This is a genomic window from Micromonospora sp. NPDC004704 (assembly GCF_053601675.1).
In genome coordinates, this window is sequence record NZ_JBSGCD010000009.1 from 102,521 (window position 1) to 124,515 (window position 21,995).

Sequence of the window (21,995 nt, forward strand, 5' to 3'; positions counted from 1 at the left end):
GATGACCACCATCGGCGTGCTCGCGTTGCAGGGTGACGTACGCGAGCACCTGCTGGCCCTGGCCAGCACCGACGACGCGATCGCCCGGCCGATCCGCCGGCCCTCGGAGCTGGACGACGTCGACGCCCTGGTCATCCCGGGCGGCGAGTCCACCACGATGAGCAAGCTGGTCGCCGAGTTCGAGCTGCTCGAACCGATCCGCAAGCGGATCACCGACGGCATGCCGGTCTACGGCTCCTGCGCCGGCATGATCATGCTGGCGACCGAGGTCCTCGACGGGCGACTCGACCAGCGCGGCTTCGACGGGATCGAGATGACCGTCCGGCGCAACGCGTTCGGCCGGCAGGTCGACTCGTTCGAGGCCCCGGTGGAGATCACCGGTGTGCCCGGTCCCCGGTTCGACGCCGTTTTCATCCGGGCTCCCTGGGTGGAGCGGGTGGGTGACGGGGTGCAGGTGCTGGGCCGGGTGACCGAGGGTCCGGCGGCGAACCGGATCGTCGCGGTACGGCAGGGAAACCTGCTCGCCACCTCGTTCCACCCGGAGCTGACCGGGGATCTGCGGGTGCACCAGTACTTCGTGGACCTGGTCCGGGAAGCCACCGCCTGAACCGCTGCGCCGGCGATGTCGGCGGGTGGGAGCACCGCCGTCGGGCCGCGTGCAACGCCACCGCCTGACGGGGTGTGACGGCCGGGCGGGTCGCGCCGGTAGGATTGCCGGGTTCGGCCGGGCAGTCTGCTCCAATCGCCTTCCGCCCAGAGCCGACAGCGGATCTTCACCCGGCCTGATTGTCGCGAAATCGGCGATATCGCCGGGAAGATGAGCGGGCAGTCGACTGTTGACGCGTGGGTTAGCGACGGAGGTAACAGATGTCCGGCCACTCAAAGTGGGCGACGACCAAGCACAAGAAGGCGGTCATCGACGCCAAGCGCGGCAAGATGTTCGCCAAGTTGATCAAGAACGTCGAGGTGGCGGCGCGTACCGGCGGCGGTGACCCGACCGGCAACCCGACCCTCTACGACGCCATCCAGAAGGCGAAGAAGAGTTCGGTCCCGAACGACAACATCGACCGCGCGGTCAAGCGCGGCTCCGGCCTGGAGGCCGGCGGCGCCGACTGGCAGACGGTCATGTACGAGGGCTACGGCCCCAACGGCGTCGCGCTCCTGATCGAGTGCCTCACCGACAACCGCAACCGGGCCGCGACCGAGGTACGCACGGCGCTCACCCGTAACGGCGGCTCGCTCGCCGACGCCGGCTCGGTGTCGTACATGTTCACCCGCAAGGGTGTGGTGATCGTGCCGAAGGCGGGGCTGACCGAGGACGACGTCCTGCTCGCGGTCCTCGACGCCGGTGCCGAGGAGGTCAACGACCTGGGCGAGGCGTTCGAGGTCATCTCCGAGCCGACCGACCTGGTCGCGGTCCGTACCGCGCTCCAGGAAGCCGGCATGGAGTACGAGTCGGCCGAGTCGTCCCTGGTCCCGAGCGTCACCATCCCGCTCGAGGAGGACGGCGCGCGGAAGATCTTCAAGCTGATCGACGCGCTGGAGGACTCCGACGACGTGCAGAACGTCTACGGCAACTTCGACATCTCCGACGAGGTCATGGCCGCCGTCGACTAGTTCGTCGCTCCGTCCGTATATACGGCGCGCCCCGGTATATCCTTCCGGCAGGAGGTGACTCATGGCGAAGACTCTGTTGGACCTCGACGAGGACCTTCTGGCGGAGGCCACGGTCGCACTCGGCACGTCCACGAAGAAGGACACGGTGACCGAGGCGCTGCGACAGGCGGTCGAGGGAAGTCGGGAGCGTCGGCAGCGGGCATTGGCGGATCTCCAGCAGATCGCGGATGAGGGCGGTTTCCACTTCGATCGGCTCGACGAGCTGGATCAGTGAAGTACCTCATCGACACAAGTGCGTTGGTCAGGGTCCTGCGTCGCCAGGTCGAACCCCAGTGGTCCGATCTGGCGACTCGGGGCCTGATCGCTATCTGCGAGCCCGTACTCGTGGAGACGCTGACCATCGCCGATGCCAAGAGCCACGAGCGGGTGGAGGAAGGGCTACGGGACTTGTACCCGTGGGTACCGGTCCCCGACGACGCCTGGCGACTCGTGAGCGCGGTACGGCTCGAACTCGCCGCACGCAGTGCCCACCAGGGACTCTCGGTCGCCGACCATCTGATCGTCGCGACCGCCATCAAGCTGAAGCTTGTCGTTCTTCATCAGGACGCTGATTTCGAGACAGTGGCCAGTGTGGTGCCACAGTTCCAGCAGGAGCGCGTCGGCTCGGCGACATAGCCGAGCAAGCCCGCCCTCTCCGTGATGTGAAAGCCTCTCGTCGCCCTCAACGGGCATCCGAACGATGTGGCATTTCATACCATTACTCGGAGAGGGGGTATTTTGTCTAGTTGCGACTGCGGCGGCCGGTGACCGTCGACCGGGCGGTGGGATTGAACCGCCAGGCCGGCGGGCCCCAGCGGGCCACCCTGCTGGAGCTGTTTCTCGACCTCGTCTTCGTCGCCGCCCTCGCCCTGACCTCGCAGAAGCTCTCCGCCGATCTGAGCTGGACCGGAGCCTTCCAGAGCCTGGTGCTGCTGATGGCGGTCTGGTGGGTCTGGTCCGTCACCGCCCTCACCACCGACCTCTACCTGACCCAGCACCCACCGATCTACCCGATGACCATCTCGGTCATGTTCGGCACCATGCTGATGGCCGCCGCACTGCCGGCCGCCTTCAGCCACAGCGCCGCCGTCTTCGCGGGCGCGTACGTGGCGATCCACCTCGGCCGCAGCCTCTTCCTCACCCCGGCACTCCAGGGCCGGGAGGTACGCCGGCACGCCGGCCGCTTCTTCTTCTGGTTCCTCGTCTCGGCCGTACCGTGGCTGGTCGGAGCCGTTGTGGCGGGCACCGCGCGCGGGCTGCTGTGGGCGTTCGCGCTCACCGTCGACTACCTGGCGGCGCTGCTGCGTTATCCCACCCCGTGGCTCGGCCGCGTGCCCAGGCCGCAGTACCGGTTGGCGGCCGAACACCTGGCCGAGCGCTACCAGCAGTTCTTCACCCTCGCGCTGGGCGATCTCATCCTGGTCACCAGCCTGACGTACGCCGGGACCGGTTTCGCCCCGGCCCGGACCGCCGCGTTCGTGGTCGGGTTCGCCAACGCCGTGCTGCTCTGGCAGATCTACGTCCAGCGGGCCGGAGCGCTGTTGCAGGCGGCGATCGAGTCGTCCCGCGACCCCGGCCGCCTCATGCGGTCCGCGCCCTACACCCACCTGTTGATGGTGGCCGGTGTGGTCGTCGCCGCGGCCGGGGCGGAAGCCGTCATCCACCACCCCACCGGGGACAGCACCGCGGGCATGATCGGTGTCCTCCTCGGCGGGCCGGTGCTGTTCCTGCTCGGCCGGGCCAGATTCGAGTACGAGGTGTTCAGCCGGGTGTCCCCCTCCCGGTGGGTGGCGTTGCTCGTACTGGTGATCGCCGCCCCGATCATGATCCTCGTCCCGCCGCTCGGGATCGCGATCGTGGCCACCCTGGTCCTGACCGGGGTCGCCGTCGCCGACGTCCTCCGGGCACGCGGCCGTCCCCCCGAGTCTCCGTCACCCGCCATCTAGGGGTGGACGGCGGATCGCCCCGCCGTCCACCCGAAGACGCTGCCGTCAGGCGGTGGCGTTCATGAAGCGGGCCACCGGCAGGGCGTGGTTGACGATGCGTACGTCACCGAGCCAGCCGTAGAAGCCCTGCTCGATCAGCCGGTCGTAGTGGTACGCGCCGAAGAACCACGGTTCACCCGAGGTGGCCAGGCCGATCGCCGGGGTGCTCGGGTTGCGCAGCAGCGGGGCGCCGTCGACGTACAGGACGGTGTGCTGGCCGTCGTTGACCACCGCGACGTGGAACCACTCACCGGTGCGCATCTCGTGGCCCCAGTTGGTGGAGATGTCGTTCTGGTTGGTCGGGAAGACCGCCCACTGCAACGCCATCCCGTCCGACAGCGACAGCGTCGCCAGCGGTTCCGCCGGGTCGCCACCGGTCTTGCCGGCGTCGGCACCCGCACCGAACCGGCTGACCACGCTCATCCAGGCGTGGTTGGTCGACTTGGCGTCGGCGGGGAGCTTGACGAACGCCTCGATCGTGTAGCCGCCGGTGAAGGTCATCGTGTTCATCGGCGCGGCGTCGCCCGTACGCAGGTAGGCGCCCCGGGCCGGCTTCTTGCCGCCGGCGAACCGGAGACTCGACCGGGTCGGCTGGGCCGGGTGGTGCTCGGTCGACCAGCGCAGCGCGGTGGCGTCACTGCCGGCGAGGGTGACCCGGGTCAGGTCGTTGCCGTTGCCGGAGAGGTCGTTGACCCGGTATCCATCCGGGACGGTGGCGCCGTCGGTCGACGACTGGTCGAACCGCCAGTAGCCGACGGTCCCCTTGACCAGCATTTCCTTCACCGGGCGGACCGGCGGCACCGGCACCGGGGCGAAGCCGGCGAACCGGGCCGGGAAGTCGATCGCGAGACTGAACCGGTCGGCGGGGCCGGTCAGCTCGATCTCACCCTGCTCCAGCGGGTTGCGCCGCTCGGCGGGCTTGCCGAGGATCCACGGCGACAGCGTCTCCACGTCGATCGTGTTCCGGGCCAGGTCGAAGTGGTAGAGCCGGATCATCGCGCTGCCGCCGTAGTAGCGGTCCTGGTAGTCGGTGACGTGCACGTGCACGTCGTGCCCGGCGGTGTTGGTGAGCACGGTCCGCCCCGACGGCCAGTAGTGCCCGTTGAGGGTCAGGAAGATCTGGTCGCTGTCCTTGACGAGGTTGTCCCAGAGCGACTGGCCGTAGGCCGACAACGTGGCCTTGCCGGCCGCGTCGGCCGACGCGACCTCGTGGGTGGTGAGGATCGCCGGCGTACGGGGGTGCGCGGCGAGAACCTGCTTTGCCCAGGCGATGGTGCCGGCGGAAGCCCGCCAGTCCAGCGCGAAGACGAGCCACTCCCGGCCGGCTGCGCGTACGAGATGGTAGGTGTTGTAGCCGTCGGGGGTGGACCCACCGAACGTGGAGAGCGGGGCGAACCGCGACGGCGGGAAAACGTCGAGGTAGGCGCTCGGCCCGCGCTGGTCGTCCGTACGCGAGTCGATGTCGTGGTTGCCGGCGAGCACGCTGTACGGCATCTTGCGCTTGTCGAAGATCTCGAAGACCTTGCCCGCGGCGGTCAGCTCGGACGCGGCGGCGTTCTCGACCACGTCCCCGAGATGCGCGGCGAAGACGATGTTGTGCTCCTCGCGCTGGTCCAGGATGTACCGCAGGCTCGCGGTCAGCGGGGCCGGGTCACCCCGGTCACCGTCGAAGAGATACTGCGTGTCCGGGATGATGGCGATCGTGAAGCGGGGGTTCTCCGGGTCGACCTTGCCGTTGCCGGTGGCGGTGGTGCCGGCGGCCTGGTCGGCGGCGAGGGCGGGCTGCGCGGCGACGCCGAGTACACCGGCAGCCGCCGCGCCCGCACCGACCAGACCGGCACCCCGCAGGAACGTACGTCGGCTGGCGGCGCCCGGAACGGGCGAAAGGGAATTATCAATAGGCTCTTGCATGTCAGGGCTCCCAGCTGTGACGAAGGTTCGGGCACATTAGGGGCGACAGCTCCGAACGATGATCACCAGTACGGGCAACGCCAGCCGAACGCCGAGTGAAGTATCCGCAGCTACAGCGGCTGCACCCTCCCCATGATCTCGAAGAGTTCGGCCGGTCCTGGCGAGCCGAACCCTCCCGGATCATGGGCTACGGGATGGCTCGCGGGGGGCGCCACATGGGCCAGAGGGAGGGGCCTGTGTCCGGCAGGGTGATCCGGCCCTCGCTGACGTAGCCGTGCCGTTGGCAGAAGTCGCGGCCCGCCTCGCTCCCGGCGACCAGGTAGGCGGGGACCCGGGCCGCGTCGAGGATCCGGTGCCGGTGCCGGAGCAGCGCACTGCCGACCCCCCGCGACCGCCGCACCTGGTGCACCCCGAGCCAGCTCAAATGGTGGTGCGGACCGCCCGGATGGTGCCCGCCCAGCGTGGTCTCCAACAGGTGGAACCGTTGCGCGTACGGGCCGGCGGCGGCGCGCAGGCGGGTGGGGAGGTCGGCAAGGCCGGGCGGTCGGTGGTGCGGGGTGATCCGGGGCAGCCAGAGGGCGGCGGCGGATAGCTCGGTGGTGACGTGCACCGTCCCGGCCCCGAGGGTGTGCGTGATCAGCTCACCGAAGAGGTCGTAGAGCACGGGGTAACGCTGGACCGGGTCGGGCACCAGCCACTGCGCGACCGGCTCGTGCCGGAACACCTCGGCCATGATGTGGCTGATGCCGGAGACGTCGGCGAAGCCGGCCGCACGCAGCTCCGGGTCCGATGTGGTGGTGGCCAACACGGATCCTTTCAGCTCGATATAATGGATGCTTTTTCGTGTACGCGCTATTCGCGCGTCCATTTCATGAACCGCTCGAAAAGCTGGATCGGCGTCACGTCCGGCAACTCCCGGGCGGCACCGGTCATCCAGCCGGCGGCGAACATGGCGAGGCTGATCCGATCAGTGGTGAGGAGAAGGAGAGTTCGCGCCCGTTCGCACGGCCATTCGGCGGCTCCGCAGGTGCAGGACCAGGCGGGTCGTACCGCCATATGATCTTCGCTCATCACAGCCCCTCGGGTTCGAGTCGATCGCGCAGGGCGCTTGTCCGTACCCGGAGAAGCCGCTCGCCGAGGCGGTCGCCGTTGCCGGCGATCTGGATGCCGTGCAGGTCACACCACTCGGGATCGTCGGTCGAGGTCGGCTCGCGGGTGACCCGGACGACCAGTGGTTGGTCGCCGTCCTGATAGTCGTCGCGCTCCAAGCGGATCAATCGCCGGTGCAGTTCGGGAAACATCGTCCTCGTCTCTCCGTGCAGGGGCACGGGTGGGGAAATGTGGCGTTGGTGAATTCACCCGTGCCCCTGCCGGTGCTCGCCGGGTGGGGGATCGGCGAGTTGCAAAAGATATTTCAGGGAGCCCTTGGCTTGGCGCAATCCCGTGCACCACAATCGACACCGGGGAATGAGGCGCCTAACGCAACGGCAGAGGGGGACATAACGTGGACGTTGACGAGAGCACCGTCCCGCGTAGGCAACTCGGTAGGTATCTGAGGGAGCTTCGCGACGACGCGCACATCACCGCGACCGCCGCGGCCAAGGCTTTGGAGTGGTCGGTGCCCCGGATCTGGCGGTACGAGACCGGCCAGGTGCCGATGCACCCGAACGACGTCGAGGCGATGTGCCGGCTCTACGGCGCCACGCCGGAGCGGACCGAAACGCTGCGTGGCCTGGCCCGGGAAACCAAGTCACGCGGCTGGTGGCACAGCTACGGCGAAGCCGTCAAAGACTGGTTCAAGCTCTACATCGGTCTGGAAGCAGCAGCCGTCAGAATTCGGCAGTACGAGACGAGTCTGATCCCTGGCCTGTTGCAGACCGTGGAGTACGTGCAAGAAATCATGCGGCTCGACCATCCGGACATGCCGGACGCGGAGCGCCGTGCCAAGGCAGACGTCCGGATCCGGCGGCAAGGACTCCTGGCTCGGGCAGTACCACCGGGACCGCAACTCGACGTGATCTTGACGGAGTTCGTGCTCCGCCGTTCGCTGAGCGACCGGGCGGCGATGGGCCGACAGCTCGACTACCTGGTAGCGGCGGGGCAGCGGCACAACCTGAGCATCCGGGTCCTGCCACTGAATGCCGGACTGGGCCGCTGGGCGATGATCGGGCAGTTCACGATCCTGGACTTCGCCACCGAGAACGTTCGAGAACCGGAGCCGGCGACCGTCTACATGGATGGCCCGTGCGGCGCGGTCTACCTCGACAAGCCGTATGAGATCGCCACCTACGAGGATGCCTGGCGCTCGCTTACGGAGCAGGCGCTTGGTCCGGAAGAATCACGAGAGTTGATCGCATCGATAGCCAAGGAGTTCAACAGTGCGTACTGACGGTGTCTGGCGTAGGTCGACTCGCTCCGGTGGCGAGGGCAACTGCGTCGAGGTGGCTGGGCTGCCTGGGGTGATTTCGGTGCGAGACAGCAAGGACCAGGCCGGGCCGGTGCTCGCATTCCCCGACCACGCGTGGCGTGCGTTCCTCGCCGACCTGCCCCACCAAAGCTGACCTGCCTTACGGAGGCTGACCCACCCGTGACGGTGTGCGTCGTGGTACCCGCGCGGGTGGGCGACGCACACCAGTCGATGATCCACGCGCGCTGAGCTGTCGAAAGACCCGCCCCGGCGACAGCTCAGCGCGCGTGGATCATGCAAAGCCACCCCACCGACCCGGGCTGCCCCCCGCACCCCCCAAGATTGGGCGCGGCCGTGGCGATTTGCTGCCCTTCTGGGGGCAGTTAGTCGTCACAGCCCGAGGTGCCACGTCCCTTGATCTCGTCCGCAGGTGGGTCGGCGTGGGTCCGTACAGGATCAGCCCTTTTCTCTGCCGGGCAACCTTCTGCGGGGCGGATCCGTGGTAGCTGCCTGACGGACCGTGCAGGTCAGCGCCCAACCGACGTGTTCGCCGTCCACTAGCACCCCCCGTACCAGCTAGCGCCGCCGGCACCGCCCCTTCACGCGTTGATCATGAAGTTAGCGCGCCGCCGAGGCCCTGATCGCGTACCTAACTTCATGATCAACGGCGTGATCCGGGAGGGTCAGTGGCGGCGGAGGGCTACTACGGCTATGTCGTCGGTGATTTCTGGGGGGGCCAGGTTGGTTAGGAGGCGGCCGCAGAAGTGGTCGAGGTTGGCGTCGACCGGGGCGGCGGTGGCGGCGAGGGCCAGCATCCGGCGGTCTATGTCGATGTCGCGGCGTTCGATCAGGCCGTCGGTGTAGAGGACCAGGGTCGCGCCGGGCGGGAGGACGAGTTCCAGGTCGTCGGGGCGGTTCGCGCGTACGCCGAGCAGGGTGGCGGTGTGCTCGACGAAGGTGGTGGCGCCGCCGTCGGTGACCAGGAGGGCGGGGAGGTGGCCGGCGCTGGCCAGGCGGATCCTGCCCGTGTCGGGTTCGAGGGTCAGTACGCAGAGCGTGGCGAACTCGCCCGGCAGGAGCGTACGGACGAGTTTGTCGACCCGCGCGACGATGGCGCCCGGCGGATGCCCCTCCACCGCGTACGCCCGGATGGCGTGCCGGAGCTCGGCCATCACGGTCGCCGCGTGCAGTGAGTGGCCCGCGACGTCGCCGATCGCCACCAGGAGCCTGCCGTCGATCATCGCGAGTTCGTAGAAGTCGCCACCGACCTCGGTCTGCGCACTCGCCGGCTCGTAGCGGACCGCGAGGTCCAGACCCTCGATCCGGGGCAGCGTACGGGGCAGCAGGCTGCGTTGCAGCGTCACCGCGATCCGGTGCTCCTGGTCGTACGAGCGCTGCGCCTCGACCGCCGCGGCGAGCGCCTGCACGAGCTGACTGAGCACGATGGACTCGGCGGCCAGGGCCGAGTCCGGTACGGCGATCTGCACCCCCGGCCGGTCGTCGCGCAGTCGCGCGGTGGCGACCGCGATCCGCTCCTCCGCTTTGGTGAGTAGCGGCCAGGCGGTCGGCGGTTCGGTGCGCAGGGCGACGCCGACCGGAACCGGACTCGGGTCGACCGGCCACGACTGGATCGTCACCGGGGTGCCGGGCTCGGTGGCGGTGGCGATCAGCCGTTCGCCGTCGGTGTTCTGCGCGGCGACAACCGCGCCCGTACCGAAGATCTGCGAAGCCCCGGCCACGGCGGCGGTGAGGAGCTGGACCAGGGTGGGGGCGGAGTTGACCGCCAGGGTGGTCTCGGCGAGGCGGGCGAGGCGGGCGGCGAGCAGCTCGGCCCGGCGCCGGGCCCGGTAGTACCGCAGCGCGGCGTGGGTGGTGGCGATCAGCTCGTCCGGCTCGATCGGCTCCACCAGGTACGCGTCCGCGCCCCGGGTGAGGCCCTGGATCCGGTCCCCGACGTCGACCGCGTGCGCGGACACGTGGATCACCGGCCGGGACGCCCAACGGGGATCGGCCTTGATCCGTTCACTGACCTCGAACCCGGTCATGTCGCCGAGCCGCACGTCGAGCACGATCAGGTCGACGTCCTCGTGTTCCATCCGTTCCAGCGCCGCCGCGCCACTGTCGGCCTGGATCACCGTGAAACCGGCCCGGGTCAGCCAGCTCACCAGCAGGTAACGCTTCGCGGCCCGGTCGTCGACCACCAAAATCGTGGCGTCGGATGCCCTCTGGTTCGGCGCGGTCATGGCATCGGTCGTACGGGTAGGCGGACGGTGAAGGCGCTGCCCGCGCCGGGGGTGCTCTCGACGTCGAGGGTGCCGCCGAGCAGGGTGGCCAGCCGACGGGCGTAGGGGAGCCCGAGCCCGGTGCCGCCCGGTGAGCGGCCCGGCACCTGGTAGAACTCCTCGAAGATCCGCTCCTGGAGTTCGGGTGCGATGCCGATGCCGGTGTCGCTGACCCGCAGCGTCCAGGTCTGCCCGTCGCTTTCGGCGGTCATCCGCACCTCCCCCCGTTCGGTGAACTTGAGCCCGTTGTGCAGCAGGTTACGCAGCACATGGGTCAACAGGACCTCGTCCGAGCGGATCACGGCCGACGGGTCGGGCTCGACCACCACCAACTCGACCTCGGGACGGGTGCCGAGCGCCCGTGCCGTACCGCGCAACTGGCCGAAAACGGCCCGGAGTTCGATGTCGGACCAGGTCGGCTCGATCGTGCCGGACTCGGCCTTGGCCAGGTCGAGCAGGTCGTTGACCAGCGCCAACAGGTCGACCGCCGAACCACGGATCAGCTCTATCTGTTGCTGCTGCTCGTCGGTGAGCGGATCCGAGGACGGGTCGACCAGCAGCCGGGACAGCCCGATCACCGCGGTCACCGGCGCCCGCAACTCGTGACTGGCGTTGGCCAGGAACCGGGTTTTCGCCTCGCTCGCCGCCCGCAACCGCACCGAGCGGTCCTCCAACTCGGCGTGCAGGGCGACCACGCCCCGGTTCGTCTCGTCGAGTTCCTCGGAGAGCTGGGTGTAGAGCGCCAGCACACCCTGGTTCGTCTCGCTGAGCTCGTCGTTGAGCCGGGCGAGTTCGTCGCGCTGGGCCCGCGCCTGCTCCAGCGCGGCGAGCAACTGCTCGTTCTGCTCGGCCATCTCCTCCAGCGGCGTACGGGCGACCGAGGTGCCGAGTTTGTCGCGTACCACCGCCAGTCGGGCGGGAGTGAGCGGACCGGCCGACGCGGGGATGCGCCGGGACATCCGGATGACCGCCGTCGTCCCGTCCTGCCGTACGGCGAACGTGTCGACGAGCCGGGCCACGGCCAGCGCCTGCGACAGTTCCCGCTGTGACGTACCGGCCGTCACGCCGGTGGTGACCTCGATGACCAGTACCGCCTCCGCGTCGACCTCGACCGAGAACACCACCTCGCTGCGGGTCGGCGTACGGACGGCGCCCAGCAGGTAGCGGCCGATCTCGCTCAGCGCGGTGGCCAGCCGTACCTGGTCCTGGTGCTCGAAACCGACGGCGGCGGCCACCTCCCGGCCGCGTTGGCGGACCACGAACACGTCCGACTCCGTACGCAGCGCCATCCGCAGCAGCGGTGTGCCGGTGTCGGTCATGGTCGGGTCCGGGCGACGAGTACGCAGGCGTCGTCCCGGCGTACGCCCGCGTCCCGCAGTAGCGTCGCGGCGATCACCTGCGGGGAGCGGCGTTGCAGCCCCGGATAGTCCGTCAGCCGCCACCGGTCGGTCACCCCGTCGCTGTGCATGACCAGGTTCGCGTCGTCCGGCAACGGATACTCGAAGTCGCGTAACGTCCGGCGCTGGTGGCCGACGATTCCGGGCAGGGACACCAGTCCGCGTCGCTCCTCGCCGTCCGCCACGAACCCGGCGATGTTGCCCAGCCCGGCGTACCGGACCAGGTTGGCGTCCGGGACGAGTTCGGCGACCGCGGCGGCGGCACCACGGGTGTGGGAGATCGACCGGTGCAGGTGCTCCAGCACCGCCGACGGTGGCCCCACCGGAGCGGAGTGGAAGGCGTGTACGGCGGACTGAGCCGCCATCGCCGCGAGCGGCCCGTGGCCGAGCCCGTCACAGACCAGCACCTGCCGCCGGCCGTCGACGACCCGTACGGCGAACCCGTCGCCGCACGACTGCTCGCCGGTCATCGGGCGGCTGATCCCGGCGGTCCAGACCGGTTCGGGTTGTTCCGCCGGCCAGACCCGGGCGACCGTCACCGTGCCCCGACCGGGCGTCGAGAAGACGTCGACCCAGGTCGACTGCCGCAGGATCGCGCCGAGTCCGATGCCGAGCGAACCGGCGGTCGAGTGCCCGTCCCGCGACGACTTCGCCACGTCGGCCATGCCGGGGCCGGAGTCGACCGCGACGAGTTCCACCCCGGCGACCTTCCCTGCCCGGGCCGGACGGATCAGGAGCAGCCCGTCGTCGGCGTGCTTGACCAGGTTGGTGGCCAGTTCGGTCACCACGATCGCGAGCGCGTCGACCCGACCCTTGTCCAGGCCGACCCGCACCCCGAGTTGTTCGGTGGCCCGGCGGGCCGTACCGATCGTGCCCGGCTCCTCGACCCGGAACCAGACCCCGTCGTCGATCAGCCGGTCTTCGCCCGTCACGTCGACCGGGCCCACTTGGTGATGGTCACCCTGGTGCCGCGACCGGCGCCGGTGTCGATGTCGAACTCGTCGACGAGGCGTCGGGCTCCGCTGAGCCCCAGCCCGAGGCCGCCGCCGGAGGTGTAGCCGTCGGTGAGGGCGAGGTCCAGGTCGGCGATGCCGGGGCCGTCGTCGGAGAACACGACCCGTACGCCCTTTCGTCGGCCGCTGTCGACGAAGGTGACCTCGGCGGCCCCGCCGCCGCCGTAGACGAGGGTGTTCCGGCCGAGTTCACTCGCGGCGGTGACCAGTTTGGTTTGGTCGACCAGGGACAGTTTGACCGTGACGGCGGCGGTGCGGACGAGTTGGCGTACCCGGACGACGTCCCCGTCCGAGTTGATCGTCACGACCTGGGCGGTGCCCGGGTCGGAGCCGCCGGTCACGGGGCGGTCGGTGTCGGTGTGTCGAGGTCCGGGCCTCCCGGTAGCGCCCAGACGTCCGCCGGGTAGGGGTCGACCTCGTACGCCGCCTCGTCGGCCCGGGAACGGGCGAGGAGTTCCATGCCCCGTTCCACGTTCAGGGCGGTACGGATGCCGTCCAGCGACAGTCCCAGCTCGACCAGGGTGATCGCCACCGCGGGTCGCATGCCGACCACCACGGTCTCCGCGTCGAGGACCCGGGCGATGCCCGCGATGGTGGAGAGCATCCGGCCGACGAACGAGTCGACGATGTCCATCGCGGTGATGTCGATGATGACCCCGTGGCAGCCGGTCGCAACGATCCGGTCGGCCAGGTCTTCCTGGAGGGTGAGGGCGGTCTGGTCCTCCATGTCGACCTGGATCGAGACCAGGAGCAGGTCGCCGATCTTGAGGACGGGTACCCGGTCCATCAGGCGCTCCGGTGGCCGGTGGCGACCGCGCCGGTCGCCCGCCGGGACGCGTCGATCATCCGGAGCGCGTGCCGGAGCGCGTCGGCGAGGGTGGACTTGGTGGCGATGTCGCCGAACTCGATGCCGAGCGCCACGATGGTTTGCGCGATCTGCGGGCGGATGCCGGAGATGATGCACTCCGCGCCCATCAGCCGGGCGGCGACCACGGTCTTGAGGATGTGCTGCGCGACCTGGGTGTCGACCGCCGGCACCCCGGTGATGTCGATGATCGCGTACGGGGAACCGGTGTCGACCAGGGTCTGCAGGAGCCGTTCCATGACCACCTGCGCCCGTGCCGAGTCCAGCGTCCCGACCAGCGGGATCGCGACCACGCCGTCCCAGAGCTTGACCACCGGGGTGGACAGCTCCAGCAGTTGCTCGGTCTGGTCGGCGATCAGCCGTTCCCGCGACTTCGTGTACTGCTCGAAGGTGAACAGGCCGAGTTGGTCCACCACGGTCGACGCCGCGACGAACCCCGTCAACGTCTCCCGGTCACCGGCGCGTACGTCCAGCACGTCGAGCAGCGCGTCCTTCAACGCGAACACGCTGACCGCGGTCTCGGTGGCGGTGAATCCCTGCCGGGCCCGGGTGCGGGACAGATCCGCGAGCGTGGCCCGCAGTCCGGCGGCATTCTCGGCGGTCAGGTCGAACTGGCCGTTACCCAGGGTCGTGGTCAGGGTGCGGTGCAGTTCCTGCACCTCCTGGCGCAGCTCGGCCTCGGTCATCCGGCCGCGCAGCGACGCGGCGGCGGTCTCCGTCCACCGGGTCACCAGATGCTCTGCGTGCTCGCTCAGCAACGCAGCGAGACGACTGCTCTCGTCCGCCGTGATTCCCATGTTTCCTCCCCAGTTACCGGCCGGCTCGGCCCCTCGCCGGTCAGGCCGGTGGACTGTATCACCGGCGACGGACACGCCCGGTGGGTCGACGACAGGGCGGTGGCCTGCGGAAGTTGACCTTTCCGAATGGCCCGGTTCGTGACCGGAACGGCACCGGTCCGGGTGACGCGTGCCCCACCGCCGCGAGGGCACCGAAGCGGGGTCCGCAAAGCCCATAGGGTACGAGGATGGCCCACTCGTACGAGGATCCCGGGAAGCCGGACGTACGCGGTCCCGGGCGGTATCTGTGGTGGCTGGTGACCAGCCAGTGGCGGCGGGTGATCGCGGGTGCGTCGCTGGGCACGGTGTGGATGGTCGGCCTGGCGCTGCCTCCGTACCTGCTCAGCCGGGCGATCGACGACGGACTGCGGCCCCGGGACACCGGTGCGCTGGTCGGGTGGGTGGCGGCACTGTTCGGCGTCGGGGTGCTGAACGCCTTCGTCGGCATGCTGCGGCACCGGACGATGACCGGGATCCGGATGGACGCGGCCTTCCGTACCGTGCGGGTCGTGGTCGGTCAGGCGACCCGGCTCGGCGCCGCGCTGCCCCGACTGGTCACGGCCGGCGAGGTAGTCACCATTGGTATCGGTGATGTCTGGGTGATCAGCCGGGTGCTGACCCTCACCGGTCCCGGCGTCGGGGCGGTGATGACGTACGTCGCGGTCGCCGCGCTGCTGCTCTCCGTCACGCCGCTGCTCGCGGTGGTGGTACTGCTCGGTGTTCCGCTGCTCGCCGTGCTGGTCGGCCCGCTGCTGGGACGGTTGCAGCGGGTCGGCATGGTGTACCGGGAACGGGAGGGCGCGCTGGCCGCCCGGCTGGTCGACATCGTCGGCGGCCTGCGGGTTCTCGGCGGCCTCGGCGGCAAGCGGTTGTACGCCGAGCGCTACCGGCAGGGCTCGCGGACGTTGCAGGCCGACGGTTACCGGGTCGGTGCGGTGACGAGCTGGATCGAGGCCCTCGGGGTCGGCCTGCCGGCGATCTTCCTCGCCGGGGTGACCTGGCTGGCCGCCCGGACGGCCGCCGCGGGCGACATCACCGTCGGCGAACTGGTCGCCGTCTACGGATACGTCGCGGTCCTCGCCGTGCCGGTGTACTTCTTCATCGAGGGCGGACTCGACCTCAGCCGTGGCCTGGTCGCCGCCCGACGGGTGATCCGCTTCCTGTCCATGGAGCCCGGCTCCACGGTTCCTGCCGCAACGGTGAACCCGCCCGAGGCACCCGCGGTGCTGCGCGACCCCGTGTCCGGTGTGGAGGTGGCGCCGGGGCGGCTGACCGTACTGGCCGGAGCCCGCCCGGCGGAGACCGGGACCGTCGTCGACCGCCTCGGCGGTTTTGTCGCCTCGGACGTCACCTGGGGAGGGACCCGCCTCGACCGGCTCGACCCGGCCCGCGTACGGGACCGGATCCTGGTCGCCGAGAACGAGGCCGACCTCTTCGCCGGCACCCTGCGCGACATGATCGCCGGCCGGTGGGACCGGAACGACGACACCATCATGCAGGCCGTGTACGCCGCCGTGGCACAGGACATCGTCCTCGGCGCCCCGGACGGGCTCGACTCGACCATCGACGCGCAGGGGCGCAACCTCTCCGGCGGTCAGCGGCAGCGGGTCCGCCTGGCGCGGGCGCTGCTGGCCGACCCGGAGGTGCTGCTGGCGGTCGAACCGACCTCGGCGGTCGACGCGCACACCGAGGCCGCCGTCGCCACCCGGCTGCGGGCCGCCCGTGCCGGTCGCGCCACCCTGGTCACCAGCACGTCACCGCTCCTGGCCGACCAGGCGGACATCGTGTACCACCTGGTCGACGGGCGGGTCGCCGACGCCGGCACACACCGGGAACTCCTGGCCGGCTCCGCCGCGTACCGCCGGTTGGTCTCCCGCGACGCACCCGACGGACCGTTCGCGGCCGGTCCGGTGGACCCGCCCGACGAACCGCTCGCGGCCGGTTCGGGGGATCGGTCCGACGAGCCGGGGTTGCCGAACCAGCGGGTGGTCCGGTGACCGCCCCGGCGGAACCGGCGGCCGGCGGGCTGCCGGTCGCCGAACCGGTACGGGTACGCCGGGCGGCGCTGCGGCTGATCCGGCGCGACGGACGTGTCTTCGCCGCCCTCATCGTGCTGAACGCGCTCGCCGCCGCCGCCGGACTGGTCGGCCCGTGGCTGCTCGGCCGCATCGTCAACACGGTCGAGAGTGGCGGCGGGGTGGCCGCAGTGGACCGGATCGCCGTCGCCATCCTGGCCTTCGCCCTGGTCCAGGCGGTGCTGACCCGGTACGCCCGCTACCTCGGCCACCGCTTCGGCGAGCGGACCTCGGCCCGGATCCGGGAGCAGTTCGTCGACCGGGTCCTGACGCTGCCGACCTCGGTGGTGGAGCGGGTGGGCGCCGGTGACCTGACCGCCCGGGGCACCACCGACGTCGCCATCGTCGGCACCACCCTGCGCGACGCCGGGCCGGACGTGTTCATCGCCGGCATCCAGGTTGTTTTCATCCTCGGCGCGCTTCTTGTCCTCTCCCCGCCGCTCGGCGCCTGCGGCCTGATCGGGCTGCTCGGCATCTGGCTCGTCAGCCGCTGGTACCTGCGCCGCGCACATCCCGCCTACCTGGTCGAGGGGGAGGCGAACTCGGGCCTCGCGGAGGTGCTCGCCGCCACCGCCTCCGGTGCCCGTACGGTCGAGGCGCTGGGACTGCAACAACGCCGGATCACCGCCTGCCTGGAGGCGATCGAGCGGTGCCGGCGTACCCGGATGCGGACCCTGTTCCTGCGCAGCGTGCTCTTCCCCGGTACGGACATCTCACAGACCCTGCCGGTGGTCGGGGTACTCCTGCTCGGCGGTCTGCTGTACGGCCGGGGCGAGGTGAGCCTCGGCACGGTCGTCACGGCAGCGCTCTACCTGCGCCAGATGACCAGTCCGCTGGACACGATCCTGGTCTGGGTCGAGCAGTTGCAGAGCAGCGGTGCCTCGTTCGCCCGGGTCGAGGGTCTGGACCGGATCGCCCGACCGGCGCCTCCGACGTACGCCGAACCGGCCGACGACCGGATCGAGGTGACCGGTGTGCACTACGCCTACGACGGCGTACGCGACGTGCTGCACGGCGTCGACCTGACCGTACGGCCGGGCGAGCGGCTGGCCCTGGTCGGGCCCTCCGGTGCGGGCAAGTCGACCCTGGGCCGGTTGCTCGCGGGTGTGGACCGGCCGCGTACCGGCGGTGTGACCGTCGGCGGGGTGCCGATCGTCGACCTGCCACCGGAACGCCTTTGCCGCCAGGTTGTCCTGGTCACCCAGGAGCACCACGTGTTCCTCGACTCGTTGCGGGACAACCTGCTGGTCGCGTCGGCCGGCGCGGGTGACGGGGAGTTGCGCGCCGCCCTCGCCGCGGTCGGCGCCGACTGGGTCGACGACCTACCGGACGGGCTGGACACCGAGTTGGGCGAGGCCGGTCACCGGCTCGACGGGGCACAGGCCCAGCAACTCGCGCTCGCCCGGGTGGTGCTGGCCGACCCGCACACGCTGATCCTGGACGAGGCGACGGCGCTGCTCGATCCGGCCACCGCACGCAACACCGAGCGGGCGCTGGCCGCGGTCCTCGCCGGGCGTACGGTGATCGCGATCGCCCACCGCCTGCACACCGCGCACGACGCGGACCGAGTGGCGGTGCTGGAGGACGGCCGGATCTCCGAACTCGGCACCCACCACGACCTGGTGGCCGCCGACGGCGCGTACGCCGCACTCTGGAACTCCTGGCACGCCGAACGAACCCCGTCCTCCTGAGTGGACATCCGACCCTACGTCGGCCGGTACTCGACCTCGGGGCGGCCGGGGGTGCCGTACCGGGAACTGCGGCTCACCCGGCCGGTCCCGACCAGGTGTTCGAGGTAGCGGCGGGCGGTCACCCGGGAGGTGCCGGTCCGGGTCGACACCTCGGTCGCCGACAGTCCCGGCTCGGCCCGCAGCACCGCCAGCACCGCGTCCAGGGTCTCCGTGCCGAGCCCCTTGGGCAGGGTGTCGGCGTCCGCACCGCGCAACGTGGCGAACATCCGGTCGACCTCGTGCTGGGCCACCACCGTGCCGTCGGCGAGAGCCTGGCGGCGGTATTCGGCGTACCGCTCCAGCTTGTCGCGGAACGCGGCGAAGGTGAACGGCTTGAGCAGGTAGTGGGTCACGCCGAGGGCGACCGCCGCCCGGACCATGGTGAGGTCCCGGGCCGAGGTCACGGCGAGCACGTCGGTGCTGCTGCCGGCCGCCCGCAGCGCCCGGCAGACGTCCAGGCCGTGCAGGTCGGGCAGCCGGAAATCCAGCAGTACGAGGTCCACGCCGTCGCCACCACCCGCGCGCAGGGCCGCCATCGCGTCCCGGGCGGTGTGCACGACCCCGACCACGGCGAAGCCGGGCACCCGTTCGGTGTAGGCGCGGTGGGCGTCGGCGAGCAGGGGCTCGTCCTCCACGACCAGCACCCGGATGGTGGTCACGTCGGGGACTCCCGGGGGATGGGTAGCCGGGCCGGGATCGGCAGCCGGACGCTGAACAGCGTGCCACCTGCGGCGGGACGGCTCACGTCGACCTTGCCGTCATAGCGGGACACCACCTGTCCGACCAGTGCCAGGCCGAGTCCCCGGCCGGCGCTCTTGGTCGACCAGCCCCGCCGGAACGCGTCCGTGACCTGGGTCGGGTCCAGTCCGGGGCCGCTGTCGGCGACCCGTACGGTCACCTCCTGGTCGGTGGCACCGACGAATACCTGGACCTGTCGGGGCGGTTCGGTGCCACCGACGGCTTCGAGGGCGTTGTCGACCAGGTTGCCGACGACGGTGAGCAGGTCGCCGATGGGCAGCGGGTTGCCGTCGAGGCGGGAGTCGGGGTCGACGACCAGGTCCACGCCCCGTTCACCGGCCTGGGCGGACTTGCCGAGCAGGAGGGCGGCCAGCGCCGGTTCGGTGACCGCGCCGACGACCCGGTCGGTGAGTTGCTGGGCGAGGGTCAGCTCGGCGGTGGCGAGCTGCACCGCCTCGTCCGTACGCCCCAGTTCCACCAGCGTCAGTACGGTGTGCAGCCGGTTCGCCGACTCGTGCGCCTGTGCCTGTAGAGCTTCGCTGAGTCCGCGTACGGAGTCGAGTTCGCTGGCCAGGGTGCGCAGCTCGGTGTGGTCGCGCAGGGTCAGTACGGTCCCGACCGCCCGGCCGCCGAAGGTGGTGGGCCGCTGGTTGGCGACCAGGACCCGGTCACCGGCGAGCATCGGCTCGTCGTGTGCGGGTCGGCCGGAGATGATCAGGTCGGCGACGGACGGGGGGAAGCCGAGTTCGGCGACCGGGCGGTCCTGCACCGGTTGCGCCCCGGTGAGCCCGAGCAGGCGCCGCGCCTCGTCGTTCATCAGGGCCACCCGCCGGTCCGGGGTGAGTACGACCAGCCCCTCCCGTACCGAGTGCAGGACCGCGTCGTAGTACTCGTACATGCGGGTGATCTGGGCCGGGCCGAGGCCGTGGGTCTGTCGGCGCAGGCGGCGGCTGAGCAGCCAGGATCCGGCGGCGGCGAGGGCGAGTGCGGCGGCGGTGGCGAGGGCGAGGGCGGGTGCCTGGGCGAGCAGCTTGCGGTTGATCGCCTCGGTGGTGATGCCGACCGAGACCAGGCCGATGACCGTGCCGCCCTCGGCGCGTACCGGCACCACCGCCCGGACGGACTCGCCCAGGGTGCCGATGTTGATCGTGGTGAACGCCCGGCCGGCGAGCGCCGGTTCGATCTCGCCGACGAAGGGGTGACCGATCTGTGCCGGGTTGGGGTGCGAGTAGCGGGTGCGGTCGGGTGCCATCACCACGATGAAGTCGGTCCCGGTGGCCCGGCGGGTCGATTCCGCGTACGGCTGGAGGGTGGCGGCGGGGTCGGGGGAGCGCAGTGCGGTTGCCACGTCGGGGGACCGGGCGACAGCCTCGGCCACCGCGAGCACCTCCTCCTTGGCGGCGTCGCGTACGTCGGCACGGGCGAGCAGCACCGCCCCGGCCATGCCGGCCACCACCAGGAGGGTGACGACCAGGACCTGCAGGGCGAAGAGCTGGCCCGCGATGCTCCATCGTCGTCTGGACATGCGCACCAGTGTTCCCTGTGTGACGGGTCCGGCGCTTGACGACGCCGGGGAACAGCTCGTTGTTTCGGGTTGGGGTCGGCGCGGTGAACACAATGAACGCAAGGATGTGTGCTCGTGAGATCCAGGCCACAGTCTCGGGCATGGACACCCCCACCGCCCGGCCACGACGGGACCGCACCCACTATCTGTACCTCGCCGTCATCGTCGCCGTCGTCGCCGGCATCGTCCTCGGCTTCGCCGCGCCGGAGGCGGCCAAGGAGCTGAAGCCGATCGGTACCGGCTTCGTCGCGCTGATCAAGATGATGATCAGCCCGATCATCTTCTGCACCATCGTGCTCGGCGTCGGCTCGGTCCGGCAGGCCGCCAAGGTCGGCAAGGTCGGCGGCCTGGCGCTCGGCTACTTCCTGATCATGTCGACGGTGGCGCTCGCCATCGGGCTCGTGGTCGGCAACATCGTCCACCCCGGCTCGGGCCTGCACCTCGGTGCCGCCCAGGCCGCCGCCGGCCAGGCCCAGGTCAGCGGCGAGAGCGAGGGTACGGTCGACTTCCTGCTCGGCATCATCCCGACCTCGCTGCTGTCGGCGTTGACCGAGGGTGAGGTGTTGCAGACCCTGCTGGTCGCGCTCCTCGTCGGCTTCGCCGTACAGGCGATGGGACGCCGGGGTGAGCCGGTCCTGCGGGCGGTCGGTGTGATCCAGCGGCTGGTCTTCAAGATCCTGACGATGGTCATGTGGCTGGCGCCGATCGGTGCGTTCGGCGCGATCGCCGCCGTGGTCGGCGCGACCGGGATGGACGCGCTCAAGAGCCTGGCCCAGATCATGATCGGCTTCTACGCCACCTGTCTGATCTTCGTCGTCGTCATCCTGGGTCTGCTGCTCCGCCTCATCGCCGGCATCTCGATCTTCTCCCTGCTGCGTTACCTGGGCCGGGAGTTCCTGCTGATCCTCTCCACCTCCTCCTCGGAGTCGGCGCTGCCCCGGCTGATCGCCAAGATGGAGCACTTCGGGGTGAGCAAGCCGGTGGTCGGCATCACCGTCCCGACCGGCTACTCGTTCAACCTCGACGGCACCGCGATCTACCTGACCATGGCCTCGCTCTTCGTGGCCGAGGCGCTGGGCAAGCCACTCGCCATCAGTGAGCAGATCTCCCTGCTGGTCTTCATGGTCATCGCGTCCAAGGGGGCGGCCGGCATCACCGGTGCCGGGCTCGCCACCCTGGCCGGCGGGTTGCAGAGCCACCGGCCGGACCTGGTCGACGGGGTGGGCCTGATCGTCGGCATCGACCGCTTCATGTCCGAGGCCCGCGCGCTGACCAACTTCGCCGGCAACGCGGTGGCGACCGTACTGATCGGCACCTGGACCCGCGAGTTCGACAAGGAACAGGCGCTCGCGGTGCTCTCCGGTGAGCGGCCGTTCGACGAGTCGACCATGGTCGACGAGCACGGGCCGGCGGACGACGAGACGCCGGACGACGACTCCGGCGACCGGACCGCGTCCGAGGGCGCCGAGCCGGCATCGACGGGCGCTCGGAGCTGACCGTCAGCGTTCCGGTTTTCGGGCCATCCACCCCACGTGA

At 70.4% G+C, this 21,995-nt stretch carries 22 protein-coding genes; 10 read left to right on the forward strand and 12 right to left on the reverse strand.

The features are described 5' to 3' along the window. Position 1 precedes the first annotated feature (1 nt). From pdxT to ACWEFB_RS15265, 5 genes are all read left to right on the forward strand, one after another. The gene (pdxT, locus tag ACWEFB_RS15245; RefSeq protein WP_452285810.1) at positions 2-607 is read left to right on the forward strand and encodes a pyridoxal 5'-phosphate synthase glutaminase subunit PdxT; all 606 of its coding nucleotides are present in this window, start codon (positions 2-4) and stop codon (positions 605-607) included. A gap of 260 nt (positions 608-867) precedes the next feature. After that, positions 868-1,617 carry a YebC/PmpR family DNA-binding transcriptional regulator gene (locus tag ACWEFB_RS15250; RefSeq protein ID WP_363597974.1) on the forward strand — a complete coding sequence of 250 codons (750 nt, stop codon included), beginning with the start codon at positions 868-870 and terminating at the stop codon, positions 1,615-1,617. A 61-nt stretch (positions 1,618-1,678) separates the two neighbouring features. Further along, complete coding sequence (locus ACWEFB_RS15255) at positions 1,679-1,891, forward strand: type II toxin-antitoxin system VapB family antitoxin (protein ID WP_452285812.1); 213 nt, start codon at positions 1,679-1,681, stop codon at positions 1,889-1,891. Continuing rightward, positions 1,888-2,292, forward strand: coding sequence for a PIN domain-containing protein (locus ACWEFB_RS15260; RefSeq protein ID WP_452285814.1), 405 nt, complete (start codon positions 1,888-1,890; stop codon positions 2,290-2,292). The genes ACWEFB_RS15255 and ACWEFB_RS15260 overlap by 4 nt, the downstream gene beginning before the upstream one ends. Before the next feature lie 110 nt (positions 2,293-2,402). Continuing rightward, positions 2,403-3,602 (forward strand): low temperature requirement protein A, encoded by a 1,200-nt coding sequence (locus ACWEFB_RS15265; RefSeq protein WP_452285816.1) that lies wholly within the window; start codon positions 2,403-2,405, stop codon positions 3,600-3,602. Between the two features lie 45 nt (positions 3,603-3,647). On the opposite strand, the gene ACWEFB_RS15270 is transcribed toward ACWEFB_RS15265, so the two are convergent. The 4 genes from ACWEFB_RS15270 to ACWEFB_RS15285 all read right to left on the reverse strand — a co-directional run bounded on the left by ACWEFB_RS15270 (position 3,648) and on the right by ACWEFB_RS15285 (position 6,853). Further along, the gene (locus ACWEFB_RS15270) at positions 3,648-5,552 is read right to left on the reverse strand and encodes a LamG-like jellyroll fold domain-containing protein (protein WP_452285818.1); all 1,905 of its coding nucleotides are present in this window, start codon (positions 5,550-5,552) and stop codon (positions 3,648-3,650) included. Positions 5,553-5,739: 187 nt separating this feature from the next. Continuing rightward, complete coding sequence (locus ACWEFB_RS15275) at positions 5,740-6,357, reverse strand: GNAT family N-acetyltransferase (RefSeq protein WP_452285820.1); 618 nt, start codon at positions 6,355-6,357, stop codon at positions 5,740-5,742. A 47-nt stretch (positions 6,358-6,404) separates the two neighbouring features. Then, positions 6,405-6,623, reverse strand: a complete 219-nt coding sequence (locus ACWEFB_RS15280; RefSeq protein ID WP_452285822.1) for a hypothetical protein — start codon at positions 6,621-6,623, stop codon at positions 6,405-6,407. After that, positions 6,623-6,853: a hypothetical protein gene (locus ACWEFB_RS15285; protein ID WP_452285824.1), complete on the reverse strand. Its 231-nt coding sequence runs from the start codon at positions 6,851-6,853 to the stop codon at positions 6,623-6,625. The genes ACWEFB_RS15280 and ACWEFB_RS15285 overlap by 1 nt, the downstream gene beginning before the upstream one ends. Before the next feature lie 203 nt (positions 6,854-7,056). On the opposite strand from ACWEFB_RS15285, the gene ACWEFB_RS15290 reads away from it, so the two are divergent. Then, positions 7,057-7,941, forward strand: a complete 885-nt coding sequence (locus ACWEFB_RS15290) for a helix-turn-helix domain-containing protein (RefSeq protein ID WP_452285826.1) — start codon at positions 7,057-7,059, stop codon at positions 7,939-7,941. Next, on the forward strand, positions 7,931-8,113 hold the full coding sequence (locus ACWEFB_RS15295; protein ID WP_452285828.1) for a DUF397 domain-containing protein: 183 nt from the start codon (positions 7,931-7,933) through the stop codon (positions 8,111-8,113). Before ACWEFB_RS15290 ends, ACWEFB_RS15295 begins: the two co-directional genes overlap by 11 nt. A 529-nt stretch (positions 8,114-8,642) precedes the next feature. Here ACWEFB_RS15295 and ACWEFB_RS15300 read toward each other — a convergent pair. The 6 genes from ACWEFB_RS15300 to ACWEFB_RS15325 are packed head-to-tail and all read right to left on the reverse strand — an operon-like array spanning position 8,643 to position 14,313. Continuing rightward, entirely contained in the window at positions 8,643-10,202 is a 1,560-nt protein-coding gene (locus ACWEFB_RS15300) for a SpoIIE family protein phosphatase (RefSeq protein ID WP_452285829.1), read from the reverse strand. Continuing rightward, positions 10,199-11,560 carry a sensor histidine kinase gene (locus ACWEFB_RS15305; protein WP_452285831.1) on the reverse strand — a complete coding sequence of 454 codons (1,362 nt, stop codon included), beginning with the start codon at positions 11,558-11,560 and terminating at the stop codon, positions 10,199-10,201. Before ACWEFB_RS15305 ends, ACWEFB_RS15300 begins: the two co-directional genes overlap by 4 nt. Beyond that, positions 11,557-12,585, reverse strand: a complete 1,029-nt coding sequence (locus tag ACWEFB_RS15310) for a SpoIIE family protein phosphatase (RefSeq protein WP_452285833.1) — start codon at positions 12,583-12,585, stop codon at positions 11,557-11,559. The genes ACWEFB_RS15305 and ACWEFB_RS15310 overlap by 4 nt, the downstream gene beginning before the upstream one ends. Continuing rightward, complete coding sequence (locus tag ACWEFB_RS15315; RefSeq protein ID WP_452285835.1) at positions 12,567-12,992, reverse strand: anti-sigma regulatory factor; 426 nt, start codon at positions 12,990-12,992, stop codon at positions 12,567-12,569. The genes ACWEFB_RS15310 and ACWEFB_RS15315 overlap by 19 nt, the downstream gene beginning before the upstream one ends. Beyond that, positions 12,989-13,438, reverse strand: a complete 450-nt coding sequence (locus ACWEFB_RS15320) for an STAS domain-containing protein (protein WP_452285837.1) — start codon at positions 13,436-13,438, stop codon at positions 12,989-12,991. Before ACWEFB_RS15320 ends, ACWEFB_RS15315 begins: the two co-directional genes overlap by 4 nt. Beyond that, a complete protein-coding gene (locus ACWEFB_RS15325; RefSeq protein WP_452285839.1) occupies positions 13,438-14,313 on the reverse strand; it encodes an STAS domain-containing protein in 876 nt (291 codons plus the stop codon). The genes ACWEFB_RS15320 and ACWEFB_RS15325 overlap by 1 nt, the downstream gene beginning before the upstream one ends. A gap of 317 nt (positions 14,314-14,630) precedes the next feature. Here ACWEFB_RS15325 and ACWEFB_RS15330 point away from each other — a divergent pair, with 317 nt between their 5' ends. Both ACWEFB_RS15330 and ACWEFB_RS15335 read left to right on the forward strand, forming a co-directional pair. Further along, positions 14,631-16,349, forward strand: coding sequence for an ABC transporter transmembrane domain-containing protein (locus ACWEFB_RS15330; protein WP_452286047.1), 1,719 nt, complete (start codon positions 14,631-14,633; stop codon positions 16,347-16,349). After that, a complete protein-coding gene (locus ACWEFB_RS15335; protein ID WP_452285841.1) occupies positions 16,346-18,118 on the forward strand; it encodes an ABC transporter ATP-binding protein in 1,773 nt (590 codons plus the stop codon). The genes ACWEFB_RS15330 and ACWEFB_RS15335 overlap by 4 nt, the downstream gene beginning before the upstream one ends. 14 nt (positions 18,119-18,132) lie before the next feature. Here the strand turns inward: ACWEFB_RS15335 and ACWEFB_RS15340 are convergent, their stop codons facing one another. After that, positions 18,133-18,816, reverse strand: coding sequence for a response regulator (locus ACWEFB_RS15340; RefSeq protein WP_326559522.1), 684 nt, complete (start codon positions 18,814-18,816; stop codon positions 18,133-18,135). Continuing rightward, positions 18,813-20,420: a sensor histidine kinase gene (locus ACWEFB_RS15345; protein ID WP_452285843.1), complete on the reverse strand. Its 1,608-nt coding sequence runs from the start codon at positions 20,418-20,420 to the stop codon at positions 18,813-18,815. The genes ACWEFB_RS15340 and ACWEFB_RS15345 overlap by 4 nt, the downstream gene beginning before the upstream one ends. Positions 20,421-20,560: 140 nt before the next feature. On the opposite strand from ACWEFB_RS15345, the gene ACWEFB_RS15350 reads away from it, so the two are divergent. Next, positions 20,561-21,955, forward strand: a complete 1,395-nt coding sequence (locus tag ACWEFB_RS15350) for a cation:dicarboxylate symporter family transporter (protein ID WP_452285845.1) — start codon at positions 20,561-20,563, stop codon at positions 21,953-21,955. Positions 21,956-21,995: the final 40 nt, after the last annotated feature.